Genomic DNA, 18961 nt, shown 5'->3' with positions numbered 1-18961 from the left:
ATGGCGGCGTCGACAGCGAGGCCGCGATTTGGCCTAAGATGGAGCAAGGATGCCGCCGGCGCGTTGGCCCGGCGAGTGGATGACGGCAGGGGACAATAATATGTGGTCGATGGAGGCGGGAGAAGCGGCCGACTGGATTGCCGGTCGGCTTTCGGCTTATGACTTTACCGGCAGGGTCGGCGATTTCAGTTTCCGGCCGGCTGACGGCGGTTTGCGGCCGGCGGCGGTGCTGGTGCCGCTGGTGTGGCACAGCGAGGGGCCCACGGTGATGTTGACCCGGCGCGCGGAAAACCTGCCGGCCCACGCCGGCCAGGTCAGCTTTCCGGGCGGCAAGCTGGAGCGGGACGACGGCTCCGCCGAGCGCGCCGCGCTGCGCGAAACGCGGGAGGAAACCGGGCTGACGGAGAACCATGTCCGGCTGCTGGGCCGTTTGCCGGACTATGTGACGATTACCGGCTTCGTGGTGACGCCGGTGGTGGGTCTGGTGCTGCCGCCGTTCGAACTGAGCCCGGAGCCGGGCGAGGTGGCCGAGGTGTTCGAGGCGCCGCTGCCGCTGCTGATGGACACCGGCGCCTATCAGCGCCACAGCCACCAGGGGGACGACGGCCAGATGCGCGCGTATTTGTCTCTAGACTGGCAGCGTCACCGGATCTGGGGCGCCACCGCGGCGATGTTGTGGCTGCTGTCCGATGCCTTGGGCGTGGCCGGACAGGATCAGCCGCCGTTCAGATCATGTCCAGATCGTTGAACAGGATGTTGCGGCCGGCCACCTTGGCTTCGTAAAGCAGGCGGTCGGCGCGCGCCAGCATCAGTTCCGGCGTGTCGTGAGGCCGCCAGTCGGTCAGCCCGCCGCTGAAGGTCACGCTCTGATCCACCAGCGGGAAGCGGGTCTGGCTCAGCACCACTTGCACCCGTTCCATCACCTTTTGCGCGTCGCGCAGCCGGGTGCAGGGGAAAATCACCAGGAATTCCTCGCCGCCCACCCGAGCGCTGATGTCGGTGTTGCGCGTGGTGTCGGTCAGCGCGTTGGCCACCGCCACCAGCACATTGTCGCCGGCCTGATGGCCGTGGCGGTCGTTGAATTGCTTGAAGTGGTCGATGTCGAACACCGCTATGGTCATGGTCTGGCCGTAGCGTTCGCAGCGGCTGATCTCGTCCTTCAGCATCATGTCGGCGTAGCGCCGGTTGTACAGATGGGTCAGCGGGTCGGTGGCCGCCATTTCGCTCAGTTGCTGGTTGCTTTCCTGCAACTGCTGCTCCAGCTGTTTGCGGCTGGAAATATCGTAGAGCGCCACCAGCGTGGACGGCGGGGTGCGTTCGCCCAAGGGGCGCAGCGAGACGATGACCCAGAGCCGGCTGTGGTCCTCCAGTTCCAGCTCCATTTCCTGATTCTCGACTTCCTGGCCGGCCTCCAGCCACTGATCCAGCGGCTGCAGTCGAAACGGCAGGTTGAGAATGTCCGAGTCCTCCTTGGAGCCCGCCGCGCGCGGCGGCAGCTGCAGCATGGCGCGGGCCAGCGCGTTGGCGCGCTGGATGCGGCGGGTCTTGGGATTGACCAGCAGCAGCGCCAGCGGCGCGGTGTCCAGGATCAGCTTGGCCTCTTCCTCGCTTTGCCGGATCAGGTCGGTGCTGCGGCTCAGCAGCGTGTGCTGGCGCAGATTGGACAGGTAGTTGCGCAAGGCCAGCAGCGTCATGCCGGCGATGAACAGCCAGCCCAGCAGCGCCAGCATCGCCTTCTCCTGCACCGAGCGGGTGAAGTCTTTGCGGGCGATGCCCACCGCCACCTGGAACGGGTAGCGGCCGGTCTGGCTTTGGCTGTACAGGCGGGTGACGCCGTCGATATTGGACGGCGCGCTGAATTGCGCCTGATTGCCGTCGCGGCTGAGCAGCTTGGCCGGTTGCAGCGGCCGGAACTGTCGTTCCAGTCCCTTGGGCGGCTTGGGCCAGCGCGCCACCATCAGTTGCCTTTGGTCCAGCACCAGGATTTCCCCGTGCTCGCCGACGGTGATGCGTGAGACTTCGTCCTGAAAGAAGTTGTTGGCGATGACGCCGGCGGCCATGCCGATGACGTTGCCGCCGTCGTCGCGCAGCTTGCTGGCCAGCACGATGCCGTGTTGCTCGGGGTTGTGCTGGGCTGCGGTGTAATTGTTTTCCGGGTCTTCGTTGCGGTGCAGCCAGCGGCAGAACTCATTGTGAGGCTGCCGCACGATGGCGGCCTGACGGCTGGTGAAGATGGCCTGGCAGGCGCTGTCTATGATTTCTATCCGGCTCAGATAGGGGGCCAGCTGCAGTTGCTGCTGCAGTTGCTGAAACAGTTTTTGTTGCCCGTCCTCGCTGCTTTTGCCGGTGTGCAGCAGGGCCTGGACCTGCGGCAGCTGGCTGCTGCTTTGCAGGATCAGCCCGGCTTCGCTGATGCCGGCGGCCAGCCGCTCCGCCAGCAGCTGGCTGAGGCCGTTGGCCTGCCGCAGCGCGTTTTCCTCTTCCTGGTGATAGGTGTTGAGCAGTTCCAGGGCCACCAGCGCCAGCGTGCCGAGCAGGAAGAGGATGGAACCCCAGATCGCATAGCGTGCCGGGCGTTTGTTCCGTTTGCGGAGGTTGAAGTCCATGACGCTCGTCATTGGGGGTTATGAACCAGTTATAGCGCTAGGCGGCGGAGTATGACAGGGGCCCGCCGCCGTTGGGCTCGGACGACGTCTCAGAGCCTGTTCAAAGTCTGCTGAGCTTCGGCGATACAGCGTTGAAAACCAGCTCAAAATGCTCATGTACCACGTGTACATTCCGCTTTTTCGCTAGTTTTCGCCTTGTCTCGCCCTTGCTCGCGAGACTTTGAGCAGGCTCTCAGGCCGCGGTGAAGCGCATCGAGAGATCGACGGCGCGGACGTCCTTGGTCAGCTTGCCCACGGAAATGCGGTCGACCCCAGTTTCCGCAATCGCGCGCACGGTGTCGAAGTCCACGCCGCCGGAGGCTTCCAGCTGGGCGCGGCCGGCGGTCAGGCGCACCGCTTCGCGCATTTGCTCCAGCGACATATTGTCCAGCAGCGCCAGCTTGGCGCCGTGGCGCAGCGCTTCTTCCAGTTGCTCCAGCGTTTCCACCTCGATCTGCAGGCTGACGTCGGCCGGGGCCAGTTGTTGCGCGGCCCGCAGCGCGGCGGCGATGCCGCCGGCCGCCATGATGTGGTTTTCCTTGATCAGGATGCCGTCGAACAGGCCGACGCGCTGATTGTCGCCGCCGCCGGCCGTCACCGCGTATTTCTGCGCCAGCCGCAGCCCCGGCATGGTCTTGCGGGTGTCCAGTATCCGGGCGCGGGTGCCGGCCACGGCGTCGACGTAGCGGCGGGTTTCGCTGGCGACCGCGGACAGGGTCTGCAGGAAGTTGAGCGCGGAGCGTTCCGCGCTCAGCAGCGCGCGCGCCGGGCCGGCGATATTGCACAGCACCGCGCCGGCGGCCACTTGCTCGCCTTCGGCGGCCAGCCACTCCACCCGGCAACGGGGATCGACTTGGCGGAAGCATTCGTCGAACCAGGCCTGGCCGCACAGCGTGGCCGCTTCGCGCGCAATCACCCGCGCCGCGCCGGCGCTGTGTTCGGGAATCAGCAGGGCGGTCCAGTCGCAGCGGCCGATGTCTTCGGCCAGGGCGGCGGCGACTTGCTGGGCGATCAGGTGAGGGGCGGGCAAAGCGGGCATGCGGGACTCTCCAAGAAAACGTCATTGTACCCAATGGCGACGGCTTGGTGCGCGCGCTCTGGTATCATTCGAAATGGATAAGCAAGCCGATAGGTCGTTCATGGATTTGCCCGCATCGTTTTTTCCCGACGCCGCGCTTTGGTTGAGCAATGGCGCGGCTTTGTCTTTGTTGGCGCTGGCGGCGCGGCGGGTGGCCTGGCGCGGCTTGCCCTTGCCGGCGTGCAACGCCTGGATGGGCGCCTGCGTGCTGGCGCTGGCCTTGTGGCTGTTGCGCGGAGGCGTGGCGCCGGGCCTGTCCTTCCATTTGCTGGGCGCCGGCCTGTTCACCCTGATGATGGGGCCGTGGCTGGCCTTGCTGGCCTTGGCGCTGCCCTTGCTGGCGCTGGCCTTGAGCGGGCAGGCCGATTTGCCGGCGCTGGGCCTGAATTATCTGACCATGATCTTGCCGCCGGTGGCGCTGTCCGCCGCGGCGCTGCGGCTGAGCCAGCGCGCCTTGCCCAGCAATCTGTTCGTCTACGTCTTCGTCAACGGCTTTCTCGCCGGCGGCGCCGGCATGTTCGCCGCGGGCCTGTCCGGCCTGTCGGCCTTGGGGCTGGCCGGCGCCTATCCCTGGGACCAGTTGCTGGAAGAGACGCTGCCGTTCTATTTTTTATTGTCGTGGTCGGAGGCTTTCACCACCGGCTTGTTGGCGGCGGTGCTGGTGGTTTACCGGCCGGAGTGGGTGGCGACCTTTGACGACGGCCGTTACCTCGGGCCGCGACGCCGTGCGCGGTGAGAGGCTGTTGGCGGTCCGCCGCGCGGCGTAAGAGGCGATAGGGCGAGCGCGTTTTCAAGGGCGCTCATGCGCAATGCTGGATCAAGATAGGAGAATGTCATGCCGTTCGCTTTATGGAGCATTTTGCTGGCGGCCTTGCTGCCGTTGATTTGGGCCGGGGTGACCAAGGCCGGCGCGCGGATGGACAACCACAAGCCGCGAGAGGCGCTGGCCCAGGCCAGCGGTTACCGGCTGCGCGCCAATTGGGCGCAGCAGAACGCCTGGGAGGCGCTCCCGACTTATGCCGCCGCGGTGCTGGTGGGATGGGCGATGCACGTGCCGCAGGCCTTTCTGGACGCCGCAGCCGGGGTTTTCATCGTCGCGCGGGTCGCGCACGGCTTGCTGTATCTGGCCGATCAGGCCAGCTTGCGCTCGCTGTCCTGGCTGATCGGCCTGCTGACGGTGGTGGCGATTTTCTGCAAGGCCGGCGGGGTGTTCTAGCGCGGCCCGACCTAATCCAGCCAGCCGTTGGCGCGCAGCGCCGCCTGCACCTGGTCCAGGCCCTTGGTGTGAAAGGCCTGCCAGCCGGCGCGGCGCGCGGCGTCCACGCATTCGATATTGTCGTCGAAGAAAGCGATACGCCCCGCCGCGACGCCCAGTTCCTGCTGCACATGGCGGTACGCCGCGTCGTCCGGCTTGCGCAGGCCGATCAGATGGGAGGCGAACAGCCTGTCGAAGCGGTGCAGCAGATCGAATTCGCGCTCGATCTTGCCCCAGTGCAGCGCGTTGTTGTTGCTGAGCACGGCCAGGCGATGGCGAGCGCCGAGCCGGGCCAGCATCTCGGCCGCGCCGGGGAAGGCGCCGCGCAGCCAGCTGTCCAACTGCGCGGTCATTTCCTTCGCGTCGATGTCCAGCCCCAGATGTTCCGCCATCGCGGCGCTGAACGCCTCCGGCGTGCAGGCGCCGGTGTCGAGTTCGGCGATCCACGGCGTTTCCATCCAGAAACGCCGGGCCTGCTCCGGATCCAGCCTGCCCTGGGACAGCTTCACCAGCGGATCGATGCCGTTCCAGTCCACCAATACCCCGCCCAGATCGAATACCAGCACGTCTACGCTTGAATTCATTGCTTCGCCTTTTGTCTAGGGCGCGAGCGGCTCGCGCCAACAGTTTAGAGAACGATGGGTTCCGGCTCCAGTTCCACGCCGAAGCGCCGACGGACTTCGGCGCGCACCTTGTCGGCCAGCGCGCGCATCTGTTCGCCGCTGGCGGCGCCGTAGTTGACCAGCACCAGCGCCTGGCGCGCGTGCACGCCGGCGTCGCCGTCGCGATAGCCTTTCAGCCCGCATTGGTCGATCAGCCAGCCGGCGGCCAGCTTGATCTGGCCGTCGGCGGCGGGGTAGTGCGGCAACGCCGGATGGCGCGCCAGCAGCGCTTGCGCCTGCTCCGCCGGCAGCACCGGGTTTTTGAAGAAGCTGCCGGCGTTGCCCAGCTCGGCCGGGTTGGGCAGTTTGCTGGAGCGGATGCGGATCACCGCGTCGCTGACGTCCCGCGGCGTGGGCGAGGCGACGCCGGCGGCGGTCAGCTCTTGCTGAATGTCGCCGTAGCCGGTGCGCAGCCGCGGCGCGCGCGACAGCCGGAAACGCACGGCGACGACCAGCAGGCGGCCGGCGGCTTCGTGCTTGAACACGCTGTCGCGATAGCCGAAGCGGCAGTCCGCCGCGTCCAGCGTCAGTTCGGCGCCGCCGCGCTCGAGGTCGGCGCAGACGACTTGGTGAATGTGGTCCTTGGCCTCCACGCCGTAGGCGCCGATGTTCTGGATAGGGCTGGCGCCTACGGTGCCGGGAATCAGGCTGAGGTTTTCCAGCCCGTACCAGCCCCGGCTCAGGGTGTGGAGCACGAAGTCGTGCCAGTTCTCGCCGGCGGCGGCTTCGACGATACACTCGTCGCCGTTCTCCTCCTGCAGGCGGATGCCGCGCAGCCCCAGCTTGACCACCAGGCCGGGGTAGTCGCGGGTGAACAGCAGATTGCTGCCGCCGCCCAGCCACAGCACCGGGCCGGTTTGATAGGCCGGGCTGTCCAGCAGCGCCGGCAGGTCGGCCAAGGCGTCCAGTTCGCAAAAGTCGCGCGCGCGCGCGTCCATGCCGAAGGTGTTCAGCGGTTTGAGCGGGTAATGTTGGCTGAAGGTCAGGCTCATGGCGCCGGTTCCGGTTGAAGTTGTCGATGCAGGCGGCGGCGGCTTTCCCCGGCCAGGTAGCGGGTCAGGAACAGCGCGGCCACGCTCAGGCTGATCACCAGCGCGGTCCAGAAGCCGAACACGCCCATGGGCTTCCTGGTCAGCCAGTCGGTCAGGCCCAGGGTGATGCCCAGGCCCAGGCCCACGCACCAGAACGACAGAATGTGAATGATCATCGGCACCGTGGTCAGCTTGTAGCCGCGCAAGGCGCCGGAGGCGATGGTCTGGGCGGCGTCGGTCAATTGATAGACCGCGGCGAACAGCAGCAGGGTGGCGCCCATCGCGATCACGCGCGGGTCCGGCGTGTACATGCGCATGATGGGTTCGCGGAACAGCAGCACCACCAGCATCGCGCAGAAGGCCATGCTCAGGCCCAGCAGCAGGCCCACGCCGGAGCTGAAGCGGGCGGCGCGGTAGTCGCCGGCGCCTACGTGGTGGCCGACGCGCACCGACAGCGCGGTGGCCACGCTTTGCGGCAGCATGTAGATGATGCTGGAAAAATTGAGCACGGATTGGTGGGTGGCCACCACCACGGTGCCCAGCTCGGCGATCAGCAGCGCGATGAAGGAGAACAGGCTGACCTCGACGAAGAAGGACAGGCCGATGGGCACGCCCAGCTTGAGGAAGCCGCGGTACATGCGCCAGTCCGGGCCGCGCAGCCGCTCCAGCAGCCGGAAGCGGCTGAAGTTGCGATGCCAGCTGACATAGGCGAGCAGGGCCAGGCAGTTGAACCAGAACACGATGCCGGTGGCCCAGCCGCAGCCGGCGCCGCCCAGTTTGGGCAGGCCGAACAGGCCGTGGATCAGGATGTAGTTGAGCGGCACGTTCAGCGCCAGCGCCAGCAGGCTGACCACCATGATGGCCTTGGGCCGGCCCAGGCTGGACGCGTAGGCGTGCAGCGCGCGGTGGGTCATCGCCGCCGGCATGCCCACGGCGGCCCCGGTGATGAACAGCATCACCTTGTCGGTCACTTCCGGCGGCAGATGCAGCCATAGCCGCAGCGCCGGCTCCAGCGCCACCATCATCGCCGCGCCGAAGAGGCCGATCAGCAGGCCGAACCACAGGCCCTGGCGCGCGGTGTCCTTGAATTTGTCGTGCTCGCCGGCGCCCAGCTGGTGAGCCAGGATGGGGTTGAGCGCGGTGACGATGCCCATCAGGGTGACGTAGAAGGTGATGAACACGCTGGCGCCCAGCGAGACGGCGGCCAGGTCGTCGGTGCTGACGCGGCCGGCCATCACGGTGTCGACGAAGGCGGTGGCCACCTGAGCGATCTGGGCGATCATCATCGGCAAGGCCAGCCGGCTGATTTGACGGGCTTCCTGCAGCACGGCCCCGCGCGGGGCGCGATTGATTTCAAACAGCATGGGAGTAGGCGGGATGGCACGGAGAACTGGCCATTATACCGGCTGCGGGGCGGGCTTGTCTTTGCCGCTCCATGGCAATGGGGCGGCAAAGGGCGGAACGGACGCGCGGAGCGCTCCCGGCGGTTCTTGGAACGGATTTGCGATCCCGGGAGCCAAGGTGAGGCGCGAGGCGTTGCGGCTGAAGAAGCGGATGAGCCTTCCTAAGCGCTGTTCGCCGCGTATGGCCTCGCGACGCGCGGCCGAGCGTAAACCGGCTCTTCAGAAGCGCGCGGGCGGATCGCGGCGCAGATCGCAGCTGATCAGCAACTCGCCGCCGAAACGGGCGTTGATGCTGAGCGCGTCCACCAGCGAAATGTCCCGCACGGTCAGGTGTTCGCCGTTGCGGTCCAGTTCATAGCCCAGCTCATGGGCGAAATCCGCCAGCTCTTGCAGGGCGGGGGTGTCGGCCGGCGTGAGCGGAGAGGCGCTCAGGCTGCCGCAAAGGGGGCGAGGTCTTCCCACGGCGTCGAAATTGGCAAAAGAGAAATCGGTATAGCTATCTTGCAGGCAGTCGTACATGGCGGTTCTCCAATCGGTTCGGTCGCGGTTGGCGCGCCGGACTGGGATCTCGCCGGCGACGCTTTAGCAGGATTTTTGGGCGCCCTGCAAGTTGTCTTTAACTCGGCGCCGCCGCGCATGCCCGAAACGGAAACGGGGCGCGGCTCATGCATCGATCCGAAGCGATTGCCGTGCTTAACTGCCTGTACGGGTAAAACAAAACCCGCCTACGACTAAGAGCGCAAGCGGGTTGACCGGTTTGACGCTTTAGCTGGCATTTGTTAAGCGCCCGCAAGCTGTGTCAAATCGGCGCATGAATGTCAGCCTATGCCTTTGGCTTTGGGCTGTCAATCCCCTTGCTCGGCCTCGGCGGGCCAATCGGCCAGCCAGCCGCGCCAGTGAGGTTCCGGCCGCGCGGCGACGGCGGCGCGCAGCCCCTGTTTACAGGCCTGGTGGGCGGCGGCGTCCAGCGCGCCTTCCAGCCATTGCCGGCGCAGCCACAGCAGGTGGCAGCTGGCGGCCTGGCGCGCGTTGTGCTCCGCGAGCGCGCCGGCGTTGCCGGCGCGATACAGTTCCCAGCGCCGCGGGCCGTTGAGTTCGGCCTCGCCGGGCAGGCCGCACAGCCTGGCCAGTTCGCCCAGCGGGGTGGCCAGTTCGGCATGGCCGCCGCTCAGGATTTCGCTCAGCGCGCAATGCGCGTCCGCCGGCCGGCCGGAACGCAGCTGCTCCGCCAGCGGCAGGCCCAGCGCCAGCGCGCGATGGCGCAGCACCGGCAGCTCCAGCCGCGAGCCGTCCCAGCTGACCAATTGCGCCCGGCTGTCGCGCAGCAGGTCCAGCCAGTCCGCCAGCATCGCGGCTTCGTCGCCGGCGTCGACGGCGAGCCGCTCGACGAGGCGGGTGCGCCCATCCTGCTGCAGCACGCCGGCGATGGCGACGACGCGGTGCAAGTGGAAGGGGATGAAGTCGGTGCCGCTCTGGGCGCGGCAGCGCTGCAGCACGAAATCGGCGACGTCGGCCTCCCCGATTTCGCCGTCCAGCTGATACAGCTGGCGGATGGCGGGCACGTTGGGAATGGTCTGAAGATGAAAGCTGAGAGTAGGGCGCACGGGCGGGGTCTTGTCGGAGTCGGCGAATCGGCAGCGATTGTATGCCTATCACCGGAGGCGGGCAATTGGCGGTCGTGGATGTTGCATCGCGGCGGGATATGGCGGCGAATTGTATTTTCTGCAAAGAATAGGGATATAATCGCCGGCTTGACTACCTACTAGTCTTGCGAATCCTGGCATTCCAAGTCGACTATCTTCTCATAATGATCCGCAAGTTTATCCGTAAAGTACTGGACCTGCCCGCCGGCATGGGCAAGCGCCGCACCAAGGCGCGCGTGATTCCTCTGCCGCAACACGGCATCCGCCGAGACCAGCTCAGCTCCGCTGCGCTGAAAGTCACCACCCGACTGCAGGAGGCCGGTTTTTCCGCCTATGTGGTGGGCGGCGCCGTGCGCGACTTGATGTTGGGCGTGTCGCCGAAGGATTTCGACGTCGCCACCAACGCGACGCCGGAGGAAGTGCACCGGGTGTTCCGCCGCTCCCGCATCATCGGCCGGCGTTTCCGCATCGTCCACGTGATGATGGGGCAGGAAACCATAGAGGTGACCACCTTCCGCGGCGGCTCCGTGGACGACACCAATGAAACCGGCCGCATCATGGCCGACAACAGCTTCGGCAGCCAGGAAGAGGACGCCCACCGCCGCGACTTCACCGTCAACGCGCTGTTCTACGATCCGTCCGACGAAACCGTCATCGACTACCACCACGGCGTCAAGGATTTGCGCGCCCGCAAGCTGGTGATGATAGGCCAGCCCGCCCGCCGTTATCAGGAAGACCCTGTGCGCATGCTGCGCGCGGTGCGCCTGGCGGCCAAGCTGGGTTTCGAGATCGACGACGCCACCCGCAAGCCCATCCGCACCCACGCCCATCTGCTGAAGAAAGAGCCGCCGGCGCGCCTGTTCGACGAAATGCTCAAGCTGCTGATGTCCGGCCAAGCCTACGGCTGCCTGAAGAAGTTGCGCGAGGAAGGCATGGCGCGCGGCGTGTTTCCGCTGCTGGACGCGGTGCTGGACGACAAGGGCGACGATCTGTTCTTGAAGCTGGGCCTGGAAAGCACCGATCAGCGCATCCGCGCCGACAAGCCGGTGTCGGTGGGCTTCCTGCTGGCCACCCTGCTGTGGAAGCAGGTGCACCAGCGCTGGCAGAAGCGCCTGAACGCCGGCGACCGCGCGGTGTACGCGCTGGCGCAGGCGATCGCCGACGTGGAATCCGAACAGGACAACGATTTCGCCATTCCGCGCCGCTTCAGCGTGACCATGCGCGAAATCTGGATGCTGCAGTCGCGCTTCGACAGCCGCAGCGGCCAGCGCGCCTACCGCTTCCTGGAACAGCCGCGTTTCCGCGCCGCCTACGACTTCTTCGCGCTGCGCGGCGAAGCCGGCGAGGTGGACATGAAGCTGGTGTCCTGGTGGAATGATTTCCAACGCGCCGACGAAGAGGAGCGCGAACAGCTGCTGGAGATCGCCAAGGCCAGCGGCGAGCCGGACCCCGCCAAGAAACGCCGCCGCCGCCGTCCCGCCAATCGCCGCAAAGCCGCGGGCGAATCCGGCGGAGAGGCCTAAGTGGCCCAGGCTTTCATCGCGCTGGGCAGCAATCTCGAGCAGCCGGCGGCGCAAATCCGCGCCGCGATCGCCGCGATCGCAGCCTTGCCCGACACCGCGCTGATCCGGCCGTCCGCCCTGTACCGCACCGCGCCGGTGGGCTATGCCGATCAGCCGGACTTCATCAACGCCGTCGCGGAGGTGGACACCGCGCTGGCGCCGCGCGATTTATTGCGCCGGCTGCTGGCGATTGAGGCTGAATTCGGCCGGGTGCGCACCTTCCGCAACGCGCCGCGGGTGCTGGATCTGGATCTGCTGTATTACAGCGGCGTCGCGCAGAGCGACGAAGACCTGACCCTGCCGCATCCGCGCATGCATCTGCGCGGCTTCGTCATGATCCCGCTGGCGGAGATCGCCCCCGATCTGGCGCTGCCGGCGCTGGGCACGGCCGGCGAACTGGCCGCCGGGCTGGCCGATCAAGGCGTGGAGCGTCTCGAAAACAACTAGCTAAGAGGAAGCGAGCGATGAGTCAATTGCGTTATGTCGTGGTCGAAGGGCCGATCGGCGCGGGCAAATCCTCTCTGGCGCGCCGACTGTCGGAATACTGGGGCGTGCGCCTGCTGGCGGAAGATCCCGCCGCCAATCCTTTCCTGCCGCGCTTTTACCGCAACCTGCCGGCTCACGGCCTGTCCACCCAACTGTCCTTCATGCTGCAACGCGCCGAAATGGCCAAGAGCATGCTGGACGGCGAGCTGCTGGCCAGCCCGCTGGTGTCGGACTTCCTGTTCGAAAAAGACGCGCTGTTCGCCAAGATCAATCTGGACGAGGCCGAGCTGGCCTTGTACAAGCGTCTGGCGGCGCAGGCGATGCCCGAGCATCCGGTGCCGGACCTGGTGATCTATTTGCAGGCTTCCGAAGAAAACCTGCTGAGCCGGGTGGCCGCGCGGGCGGCCGAATACGAGGTCAATTTCCCCGAAGGCTATCTGAAGCGCGTGCATCAGGCCTACAGCGAGTTTTTCCATCAATACGAGGCCGCGCCGCTGCTGATCGTCAACACCGACCACCTGAACCTGGTGGACGGCGACGAGGACTTCGAGCTGTTGATCCGCTGCATCAGCGAGGCGCGAGGCCAGCGCAATTATTTCAACAAGAGCGTCTGAGCCGCTTCGCGCTGCGCGCCCCGCCGGCTGATGGACGACTGAACGAGGAAGAACGGGCATGAAAATTACCGTCAACACCCTGCAGAAAATGGCGCAGGAAGGGCAGAAGATCGCCATGCTGACCTGTTACGACGCCAGCTTCGCCGCCTTGCTGGAGCAAGCCGGCGTCGAGATTCTGCTGGTGGGGGATTCGCTGGGCATGGTGGTGCAGGGCATAGACTCCACGCTGCCGGTGGCCGAAGAGGAAATGCTGTACCACGTGCGTTGTGTGGCGCGCGGCGCCAAGCAGGCGATGGTGCTGGGCGACATGACTTTCGGCGCTTACCAGGAAAGCCCGCAGCAGGCCTTCGCCCACGCCGCCCGCATCATCCAGGCCGGCGCCCACATGGTGAAGCTGGAAGGCGGCGCCTATATGGCCGACACCACCCGCTTCCTGGTGGAGCGCGGGGTGCCGGTGTGCGCCCACATCGGCCTGACGCCGCAGTTCGTCAACACTTTCGGCGGCTACCGGGTGCAGGGCAAGAGCGAGGAAGACGCGCGCCGCATCGTCAACGACGCCAAGGCGCACGCCGAGGCCGGCGCCAGCCTGGTGCTGATGGAGTGCGTGCCGGCCGAGCTGGCGCGCGAGATCACCGAGTCGATTTCGGCGCCCACCATAGGCATAGGCGCCGGCGCCGACGTGTCCGGCCAAGTGCTGGTGCTGCACGACATGCTGGGCGTGTATCCGGGCAAGAAGGCGCGCTTCGTCAAGGATTTCATGGCCGAGAGCGCCAGCATCCAGGGCGCGGTGCAGGCCTATGTGCAGGCGGTGAAGGACAAGTCCTTCCCGGCGGCGGAACATACTTTCTGATCGGCTCTGCCCAGGACATCAAGCAATGGAAATCATTCGTACCGTGGCGGAGATGCGCGCCTGGCGCCGCCAGGCGGGCAAGCTCGCCTTCGTGCCCACCATGGGCAATCTGCACGCCGGCCATCTGGCCCTGGTCAAGGCGGCGCGCGAACGCGCCGACAAAGTGGCGGTCAGCATCTTCGTCAACCGGCTGCAGTTCGGCCAGGGCGAGGACTTCGGCGCTTACCCGCGCACCTTCGACGCCGATTGCGAAAAGCTGCGCGCCGCCGGCGTGGACGCGCTGTTCTTCCCGGATGAGCAGGAGCTGTATCCGCGCGTGCGGCAGGACTTCAACGTGGAGCCGCCGAATATTCAGAACGAGCTGTGCGGCGCCTTCCGCCCCGGCCACTTCCGCGGCGTCGCCACCGTGGTGACCAAGCTGTTCAACATCGTGCAGCCGGACCTGGCCTGTTTCGGCAAGAAGGACTTTCAGCAGCTGCACGTGATCCGAGCGATGGTGGACGACCTGAACTCGCCGATCGAGATCGTGCCGGTGGATACCGGCCGCGCCGACGACGGCCTGGCGCTGTCCTCGCGCAACGGTTATCTGAGCGCGGAAGAGCGCGCCGAGGCGCCGCGGCTGTACCGCAATCTGACGCGGCTGCAGCGGCGGCTGCAAGACGGCGACAATGACTACGCGGCGCTGGAGCAAGGCGCGCGCGACGATCTGGCCCAAGCCGGCTGGACCGTGGATTACGTTGAAATTCGCCAGGCCGACACCCTGGCGGTGGCGCACGCCGGCGAAAAACGCCTGGTGGTGCTGGCGGCCGCCCGACTGGGGCGCACCCGCCTGATCGACAACATTGAAGTGTTCCGCTGATCAGCGGACTAAGGATGCAATCATGCAGCGCAATATGCTCAAATCCAAGCTCCACCGGGTCACCACCACGCACAGCGAGTTGCACTATATCGGTTCCTGCGCGATAGACGAGAACCTGCTGGAAGCGGCCGACATTCTGGAATACGAAGAAGTGCAGATCTGGAACGTCACCAACGGCGAGCGTTTCGCCACTTACGCGATCAAGGCCGAGCGCGGTTCCGGCACCATCTCGGTCAACGGCTCGGCCGCGCGCCGCGCCGCGCCGGGGGATCTGCTGATCATCGCCTCCTTCGCCCAGTACGAGGCCGCCGAGCTGAAGCATCATCAGCCCAAGCTGGTGTTCGTCGACGCGGACAACCAGATGACCGAGCTCAAGGGCGCGACGCCGACCCAGGCGGCCTGATCCGCCTCCGGTTTCGCCCGTCAGCGGCCGCCTCAGGGCGGCCGTTGTTTTTTTGTTGCAGCACAGCATCAATCTCGGGGCCGGCGCCGGTTTATTTCAAGCCGGGGCTTGGCGCTGGCGTCGACGGTGAATCATATTTAAAAAGCGGAGGTGTCTGGCTGCCGGTCCGGGCTTGCGTCGGCGGCCGCTTCCCAATCCATCGTCCATCCAGCAGCGAGGGAGGCATCATGAGCACGAGCCAGAATCTGACCGGGGGTTGCCTGTGCGGCGCGGTGCGCTACCGTTTGCGCGCCGAGCCTTACGATGTGGTGCACTGCCATTGCAAAAGCTGCCGGCGCGCCAGCGGCGCGGCCTTCGTCACCTGGTTCACCATCCGCGTGGCCGATCTGGACTGGCGCGGCGAAAAGCCGGTGATCTACCATTCCTCGGCCGCGGTCAGCCGCGGCTTCTGTCCGCATTGCGGCTCCACCCTGAGCTATCGCCACGAATCGGACCCGGAGGAGCTCGACCTCACCGTGTCCTCGCTGGACCACCCGGAGCTGGTGGCGCCGGCCGGGCATATCTGGTGGGAGCAGCATCTGCCCTGGGGCAGCCCCGCCGCGCAGCAGGAGTTGCCCGTCTACCAGCGCAGCGAAGTCTGAGAACGTGTTTACGATCTCGCGAGCTAAGGAGAGACAAGGCGAAAACGAGCGAAAAAACGGAATGTACTCGTGGTACATGAGCATTTTGAGCTTGGTTTCAACGCCGTATCGCCGACGCGTAGCAGATCGTAAACAGGTTCTGAGAGGCTGTTTGCGATCCGCCGCGCGTCACGGCGCCGGGTGCAGCGCGCCCGGCGCGACGACCACGCCGTCCTCGTCGGCGTACAGCCAGTGGCCGGGGCTGAAGCGCACTTGGCCGAACTCCACGCTCAGATTGCGCTGGCCTTCGCCGCGCTTCACCGATTTGCGCGGATGAACGCCCAGCGCGCGTACGCCCAGCGCCAGCTTGTTCAAGGCGGCGGAGTCGCGGACGCAGCCGTTGATCACCAGGCCGGCCCAGCCGTTGGCCACCGCCAGCACGCCCAGTTGATCGCCCAGCAGCGCGCAGCGCAGCGAGCCGCCGCCGTCCACCACCAGCACCTTGCCGGCGCCGTTCTGGCTCAGCGCCTCCCGCAGCAGGCTGTTGTCCTCGAACAGCTTCAGGGTTTCGATGCGGCCGAAAAAGCGGGCCTGGCCGCCGTAGCGTTGCAGCGAGGGCGTCAGCACCTGCAGTTGCTCGTCGAACTGATCGCATAGATCGGCGGTGTGAAAGTCCATGGCGGTTCTCCTGGGGAGGATGGCGAAAGCTTCATCCTAGCAGCGCGGACGCGCGGGCGGTATGCCGGACAAATGAAAAAGCCGCCTGACGGCGGCTTTGGGCGTTGCGGATGGAGAAAGGGCTTATTCCAGCCGCAGGGGCACGAACAACACCGCCTCGTTGCGGCGCACCAGCAAGGCGATATGGCCTTTGGCGCTGGCCAGCGCTTTCTCGAAGCTGGCGATGGTGGAGACTTCCACCTGGTTCAAGCCCAGGATCACGTCGCCCGCCTGCAGGCCGGAGCGGGCGGCCGGGCCCTGCGCCTTCTGGATCAGCAAGCCGCCGCGCACGCCCAGTTCCGAGCGCTGGTTCGCCGTCAGTTCGCTCAGCGTCAGGCCCAGCTTGCCGAACTGGAAGCCCTGCGGCGAGCTTTCCTCCTGCTGCGGCTGCGCGCTCGGCGCGTCCTGCGCCAGTTCGGCCAGCGTGGCTTCCAGCTCTTTCTCCACGCCTTTGCGCCACACCGTCAGCTTGATCTTGGTGCCCGGCTGCAGCGAGCCGACCAGTACCGGCAGATCCTTGGAGCTTTCTATCGCCTTGCCGTCCAGCTTCAGGATGATGTCGCCGGCTTGCAGGCCGGCGCGAGCGGCCGGTCCCTTGGGATCGACGCGCACCACCAGCGCGCCGCTGGGGCGCTGCAGGCCGAAGGACTGCGCCAGTTCCTGGGTCACTTCCTGAATGTTGATGCCCAGCTGGCCGCGGCTGACCTTGCCCTTGGCCTTGAGCTGATCGACCACGCTCATGGCAAGGTCGATGGGGATGGCGAAGGAAATGCCCATGAAGCCGCCGGAACGGCTGTAGATCTGCGAGTTGATGCCCACCACCTCGCCGCGCAGATTGAACAGCGGGCCGCCGGAGTTGCCGGGGTTGATCGCCACGTCGGTTTGGATGAAGGGAACGAAGTTCTCGTCCGGCAGGCTGCGGCCCTTGGCCGAGACGATGCCGGCGGTGACGGTGTTGTCGAAGCCGAACGGCGCGCCGATGGCGGCCACCCATTCGCCGACCTTCAAGTCCGCCGGGCTGCCGATCTTGACCACCGGCAGGTCCGCCGCCGCCACTTTCAGCAGCGCCACGTCGGTGCGCTTGTCCACGCCCACCAGCTTGGCGCGCAGCTCGCGCTTGTCGGTCAGCATCACCTTGACCTGCTGGCTGTCCGCCACCACGTGGGCGTTGGTCAGGATGTAGCCGTCGGCGCTGATGATGAAGCCGGAGCCGAAGGAGACGCTTTCTTCCTGCGGCTGTTCGCGCTGCGGCGGATGATTGGGGATGAAGCGGCGGAAGAAATCGTACAGCGGGTCGTCTTCCGGCACCGGAATCGGCAGATTGCTGGCTTGGGCGCCGCCGCTCTCTTCGCGGCTGGCCTGGATGTTTACCACCGCCGGACCGTCGCGGCTGACCAATTGGGTGAAGTCCGGCAGCAGCATGGCGACGCGGCCATCCTGTTGCGCGGGAATGGCGACCGGCGCGGGCTGGGAGTTGCCTTTGAAGAAGCGCTCGACCTTGTCGCAGCCGGACAGCAACGAGGCTGCGAGCAAGGCGCCAACCAGGGTGCGCAGATACGTTGTCACAGGCTATCCTTTTAGGTTGATGTCTATGCGGAAAATAAGGGCGGAACCGGAGTTTTTCCAGTATTTGATTCAGTTGTCTTTAATCATAACGGTTTTTGCCGGATATTCGCAGAGGTCGGCGATGACGCAGCGCTCGCATTCCGGTTTCCTGGCTTTGCAGACATAGCGGCCGAGCAGGATCAGCCAGTGATGCGCGTCGACTTTGAATTCGTCGGGGATGTATTTTACCAGCTTATCCTCGACTTCTCGCACGTCTTTGCCGGGCGCGATCCGCGTGCGGTTGGACACCCGGAAAATATGGGTGTCCACCGCGATGGTGGGCTGGCCGAAAGCGGTGTTGAGCACCACGTTCGCGGTCTTGCGGCCGACGCCGGGCAGCGCTTCCAAGGCCTCGCGGGTTTGCGGCACCTCGCCGCCGTGTTTTTCCAGCAGCAGGTGACAGGTGGCGATCACGTTCCTGGCCTTGGTCTTGTACAGGCCTATGGTCTTGATGAAGTTCGCCAGCGATTCTTCGCCCAGCGCCAGCATCGCCGCCGGGGTGTTGGCCACCGGGTAGAGCCGGCGCGTGGCCTTGTTGACGCCGACGTCGGTGGCCTGCGCCGACAGCAGCACCGAGATCAGCAGTTCGAACGGGCTGCTGTACTCCAGCTCGGTGGTGGGGTGCGGGTTGGCGTCGCGCAGGCGGGTGAAGATTTCTTTGCGTTTGACGGCGTTCACGGCTTGTCCTTGTCTGCTTGTTCGCGGGCGGCGCGCATCGCGGCGGCGCGTTCCATCGCCTTGCGGATCAATTCGTTCTTGTCGGCCGCCGGCGCGGCGGCGGAGGCTGCGACCGGCGCCGCGGCCGGGGAGGCCGGCGCGGCGCTGACCGCGGCGCGCTCGGCCAGGCGTTTGGCCTTGTCCGCCTGATCGCGCGTCTTGCGCGCCTGGCGTCGTTCATAGCGGACGCGGGCCTGGGCGGCGCGCGCCATCACCCGTTCGCGCTCGCCGTCGGCGGGATCGGCCACCGGCAGCAGGTCGATGCAGTCCACCGGACAGGGCGCCAGGCACAGCTCGCAGCCGGTGCATTCGGCGGCGATCACGGTGTGCATCTGCTTGGCGGCGCCGACGATGGCGTCCACCGGACAGGCCTGGATGCACAGGGTGCAGCCTATGCAGCTGTCTTCGCGTATCACGGCCAGCGCGCGCGGTTTGGGCTGCGGGCCGTCGGCGGCGAAGGGAACGACGTCCCGGCCCAGCAGCTCCGCCAGCGCCCGGATGCCGTCGTCGCCGCCCGGCGGGCAGCGGTTGATCGGATCGCGGCCTTCCGCCAGCGCCTCCGCATACGGGCGGCAGCCGGCGTGGCTGCATTGTCCGCATTGGGTCTGGGGCAGCAGGGCGTCGATCCTGTCGACGAGTGTGATCACGGGCATGCTGTGGGGTTCCGCTTCAAAAACCGCTAATTATCGACGCTAGGGGCCGCGGCTTCAACACCCGGCGCGGACTAGGCTTCGGGAGGCCTTGCCGGCGCGCGCGCTTGAAGCGGGGAATCGGGCGTCGCCGGGGGCGCGGCGCGCGATTTTCGTAAAAA

General features: G+C 66.3%; 21 protein-coding genes. 10 read left to right on the top strand and 11 right to left on the bottom strand.

Features of this window, described 5'->3' with window-relative positions; all coding sequences use genetic code 11:
- The first annotated feature begins 49 nt into the window (after positions 1 to 49).
- A complete protein-coding gene (locus tag VK98_RS09850; RefSeq protein ID WP_231589243.1) occupies positions 50 to 748 on the top strand; it encodes a CoA pyrophosphatase in 699 nt (232 codons plus the stop codon).
- Here the strand turns inward: VK98_RS09850 and VK98_RS22750 are convergent.
- Positions 726 to 2606, bottom strand: coding sequence for a GGDEF domain-containing protein (locus VK98_RS22750; RefSeq protein WP_197083017.1), 1881 nt, complete (start codon positions 2604 to 2606; stop codon positions 726 to 728). The genes VK98_RS09850 and VK98_RS22750 overlap by 23 nt on opposite strands.
- A 232-nt stretch (positions 2607 to 2838) precedes the next feature.
- Positions 2839 to 3684, bottom strand: a complete 846-nt coding sequence (gene nadC, locus VK98_RS09840; protein ID WP_048413865.1) for a carboxylating nicotinate-nucleotide diphosphorylase — start codon at positions 3682 to 3684, stop codon at positions 2839 to 2841.
- Between the two features lie 73 nt (positions 3685 to 3757).
- On the opposite strand from nadC, the gene VK98_RS09835 reads away from it, so the two are divergent.
- Together VK98_RS09835 and VK98_RS09830 are read left to right on the top strand one after the other, a co-directional pair.
- A complete protein-coding gene (locus VK98_RS09835; protein WP_338074597.1) occupies positions 3758 to 4459 on the top strand; it encodes an energy-coupling factor ABC transporter permease in 702 nt (233 codons plus the stop codon).
- Positions 4460 to 4558: 99 nt separating this feature from the next.
- Positions 4559 to 4939, top strand: a complete 381-nt coding sequence (locus VK98_RS09830; RefSeq protein WP_048413863.1) for an MAPEG family protein — start codon at positions 4559 to 4561, stop codon at positions 4937 to 4939.
- 11 nt (positions 4940 to 4950) lie between these two features.
- Here VK98_RS09830 and VK98_RS22745 read toward each other — a convergent pair whose 3' ends face one another.
- From VK98_RS22745 to VK98_RS09805, 5 genes are all read right to left on the bottom strand, one after another.
- Positions 4951 to 5562 (bottom strand): HAD family hydrolase, encoded by a 612-nt coding sequence (locus VK98_RS22745; protein WP_053077312.1) that lies wholly within the window; start codon positions 5560 to 5562, stop codon positions 4951 to 4953.
- A 44-nt stretch (positions 5563 to 5606) separates the two neighbouring features.
- Entirely contained in the window at positions 5607 to 6632 is a 1026-nt protein-coding gene (gene murB, locus VK98_RS09820) for a UDP-N-acetylmuramate dehydrogenase (protein ID WP_048413862.1), read from the bottom strand.
- Positions 6629 to 8035 carry an MATE family efflux transporter gene (locus VK98_RS09815; RefSeq protein WP_048413861.1) on the bottom strand — a complete coding sequence of 469 codons (1407 nt, stop codon included), beginning with the start codon at positions 8033 to 8035 and terminating at the stop codon, positions 6629 to 6631. Before VK98_RS09815 ends, murB begins: the two co-directional genes overlap by 4 nt.
- A 258-nt stretch (positions 8036 to 8293) precedes the next feature.
- Positions 8294 to 8593, bottom strand: a complete 300-nt coding sequence (locus VK98_RS09810) for a hypothetical protein (RefSeq protein ID WP_048413860.1) — start codon at positions 8591 to 8593, stop codon at positions 8294 to 8296.
- Between the two features lie 326 nt (positions 8594 to 8919).
- Positions 8920 to 9678 (bottom strand): hypothetical protein, encoded by a 759-nt coding sequence (locus tag VK98_RS09805; protein WP_082158870.1) that lies wholly within the window; start codon positions 9676 to 9678, stop codon positions 8920 to 8922.
- Positions 9679 to 9881: 203 nt separating this feature from the next.
- Here VK98_RS09805 and pcnB point away from each other — a divergent pair, with 203 nt between their 5' ends.
- The 7 genes from pcnB to VK98_RS09770 all read left to right on the top strand — a co-directional run bounded on the left by pcnB (position 9882) and on the right by VK98_RS09770 (position 15132).
- On the top strand, positions 9882 to 11240 hold the full coding sequence (pcnB, locus tag VK98_RS09800; protein WP_048413858.1) for a polynucleotide adenylyltransferase PcnB: 1359 nt from the start codon (positions 9882 to 9884) through the stop codon (positions 11238 to 11240).
- On the top strand, positions 11241 to 11726 hold the full coding sequence (gene folK, locus VK98_RS09795) for a 2-amino-4-hydroxy-6-hydroxymethyldihydropteridine diphosphokinase (RefSeq protein WP_048413857.1): 486 nt from the start codon (positions 11241 to 11243) through the stop codon (positions 11724 to 11726).
- Positions 11727 to 11743: 17 nt separating this feature from the next.
- Positions 11744 to 12379: a deoxynucleoside kinase gene (locus VK98_RS09790; protein ID WP_048413856.1), complete on the top strand. Its 636-nt coding sequence runs from the start codon at positions 11744 to 11746 to the stop codon at positions 12377 to 12379.
- A gap of 58 nt (positions 12380 to 12437) precedes the next feature.
- A complete protein-coding gene (gene panB, locus VK98_RS09785) occupies positions 12438 to 13229 on the top strand; it encodes a 3-methyl-2-oxobutanoate hydroxymethyltransferase (RefSeq protein WP_048413855.1) in 792 nt (263 codons plus the stop codon).
- A gap of 25 nt (positions 13230 to 13254) precedes the next feature.
- Positions 13255 to 14088 (top strand): pantoate--beta-alanine ligase, encoded by an 834-nt coding sequence (gene panC, locus VK98_RS09780; protein WP_048413854.1) that lies wholly within the window; start codon positions 13255 to 13257, stop codon positions 14086 to 14088.
- Positions 14089 to 14110: 22 nt separating this feature from the next.
- A complete protein-coding gene (gene panD, locus VK98_RS09775) occupies positions 14111 to 14491 on the top strand; it encodes an aspartate 1-decarboxylase (protein WP_048413853.1) in 381 nt (126 codons plus the stop codon).
- 227 nt (positions 14492 to 14718) lie between these two features.
- Positions 14719 to 15132, top strand: a complete 414-nt coding sequence (locus tag VK98_RS09770; RefSeq protein WP_048413852.1) for a GFA family protein — start codon at positions 14719 to 14721, stop codon at positions 15130 to 15132.
- A gap of 168 nt (positions 15133 to 15300) precedes the next feature.
- On the opposite strand, the gene rraA is transcribed toward VK98_RS09770, so the two are convergent.
- The 4 genes from rraA to rsxB form a co-directional block, all read right to left on the bottom strand.
- Positions 15301 to 15789: a ribonuclease E activity regulator RraA gene (gene rraA / locus VK98_RS09765; protein WP_048413851.1), complete on the bottom strand. Its 489-nt coding sequence runs from the start codon at positions 15787 to 15789 to the stop codon at positions 15301 to 15303.
- A 123-nt stretch (positions 15790 to 15912) separates the two neighbouring features.
- Positions 15913 to 17394, bottom strand: coding sequence for a DegQ family serine endoprotease (locus tag VK98_RS09760; RefSeq protein WP_048413850.1), 1482 nt, complete (start codon positions 17392 to 17394; stop codon positions 15913 to 15915).
- A gap of 69 nt (positions 17395 to 17463) precedes the next feature.
- Positions 17464 to 18111 (bottom strand): endonuclease III, encoded by a 648-nt coding sequence (gene nth, locus VK98_RS09755; protein ID WP_048413849.1) that lies wholly within the window; start codon positions 18109 to 18111, stop codon positions 17464 to 17466.
- On the bottom strand, positions 18108 to 18803 hold the full coding sequence (gene rsxB / locus VK98_RS09750; RefSeq protein ID WP_048413848.1) for an electron transport complex subunit RsxB: 696 nt from the start codon (positions 18801 to 18803) through the stop codon (positions 18108 to 18110). The genes nth and rsxB overlap by 4 nt, the downstream gene beginning before the upstream one ends.
- Positions 18804 to 18961: the final 158 nt, after the last annotated feature.

Origin of the sequence: Chromobacterium sp. LK11 (genome assembly GCF_001043705.1) — a bacterium.
Taxonomy (GTDB): domain Bacteria; phylum Pseudomonadota; class Gammaproteobacteria; order Burkholderiales; family Chromobacteriaceae; genus Chromobacterium; species Chromobacterium alkanivorans.
Note: the sequence above shows the minus strand (reverse complement) of the source record. Positions and strands in the feature narration are given on the sequence as shown.

Coding starts and splice junctions, on each gene's coding strand:
- rraA (WP_048413851.1), bottom strand. CDS start 15,789: ATGGACTTTCACACCGCCGATCTATGCGATCAGTTCGACGAGCAACTG.
- panD (WP_048413853.1), top strand. CDS start 14,111: ATGCAGCGCAATATGCTCAAATCCAAGCTCCACCGGGTCACCACCACG.
- murB (WP_048413862.1), bottom strand. CDS start 6,632: ATGAGCCTGACCTTCAGCCAACATTACCCGCTCAAACCGCTGAACACC.
- rsxB (WP_048413848.1), bottom strand. CDS start 18,803: ATGCCCGTGATCACACTCGTCGACAGGATCGACGCCCTGCTGCCCCAG.
- VK98_RS22745 (WP_053077312.1), bottom strand. CDS start 5,562: ATGAATTCAAGCGTAGACGTGCTGGTATTCGATCTGGGCGGGGTATTG.
- pcnB (WP_048413858.1), top strand. CDS start 9,882: ATGATCCGCAAGTTTATCCGTAAAGTACTGGACCTGCCCGCCGGCATG.
- VK98_RS09770 (WP_048413852.1), top strand. CDS start 14,719: ATGAGCACGAGCCAGAATCTGACCGGGGGTTGCCTGTGCGGCGCGGTG.
- VK98_RS22750 (WP_197083017.1), bottom strand. CDS start 2,606: ATGGACTTCAACCTCCGCAAACGGAACAAACGCCCGGCACGCTATGCG.
- nadC (WP_048413865.1), bottom strand. CDS start 3,684: ATGCCCGCTTTGCCCGCCCCTCACCTGATCGCCCAGCAAGTCGCCGCC.
- VK98_RS09810 (WP_048413860.1), bottom strand. CDS start 8,593: ATGTACGACTGCCTGCAAGATAGCTATACCGATTTCTCTTTTGCCAAT.
- VK98_RS09830 (WP_048413863.1), top strand. CDS start 4,559: ATGCCGTTCGCTTTATGGAGCATTTTGCTGGCGGCCTTGCTGCCGTTG.
- VK98_RS09790 (WP_048413856.1), top strand. CDS start 11,744: ATGAGTCAATTGCGTTATGTCGTGGTCGAAGGGCCGATCGGCGCGGGC.
- VK98_RS09850 (WP_231589243.1), top strand. CDS start 50: ATGCCGCCGGCGCGTTGGCCCGGCGAGTGGATGACGGCAGGGGACAAT.
- panC (WP_048413854.1), top strand. CDS start 13,255: ATGGAAATCATTCGTACCGTGGCGGAGATGCGCGCCTGGCGCCGCCAG.
- VK98_RS09815 (WP_048413861.1), bottom strand. CDS start 8,035: ATGCTGTTTGAAATCAATCGCGCCCCGCGCGGGGCCGTGCTGCAGGAA.
- panB (WP_048413855.1), top strand. CDS start 12,438: ATGAAAATTACCGTCAACACCCTGCAGAAAATGGCGCAGGAAGGGCAG.
- VK98_RS09835 (WP_338074597.1), top strand. CDS start 3,758: ATGGATAAGCAAGCCGATAGGTCGTTCATGGATTTGCCCGCATCGTTT.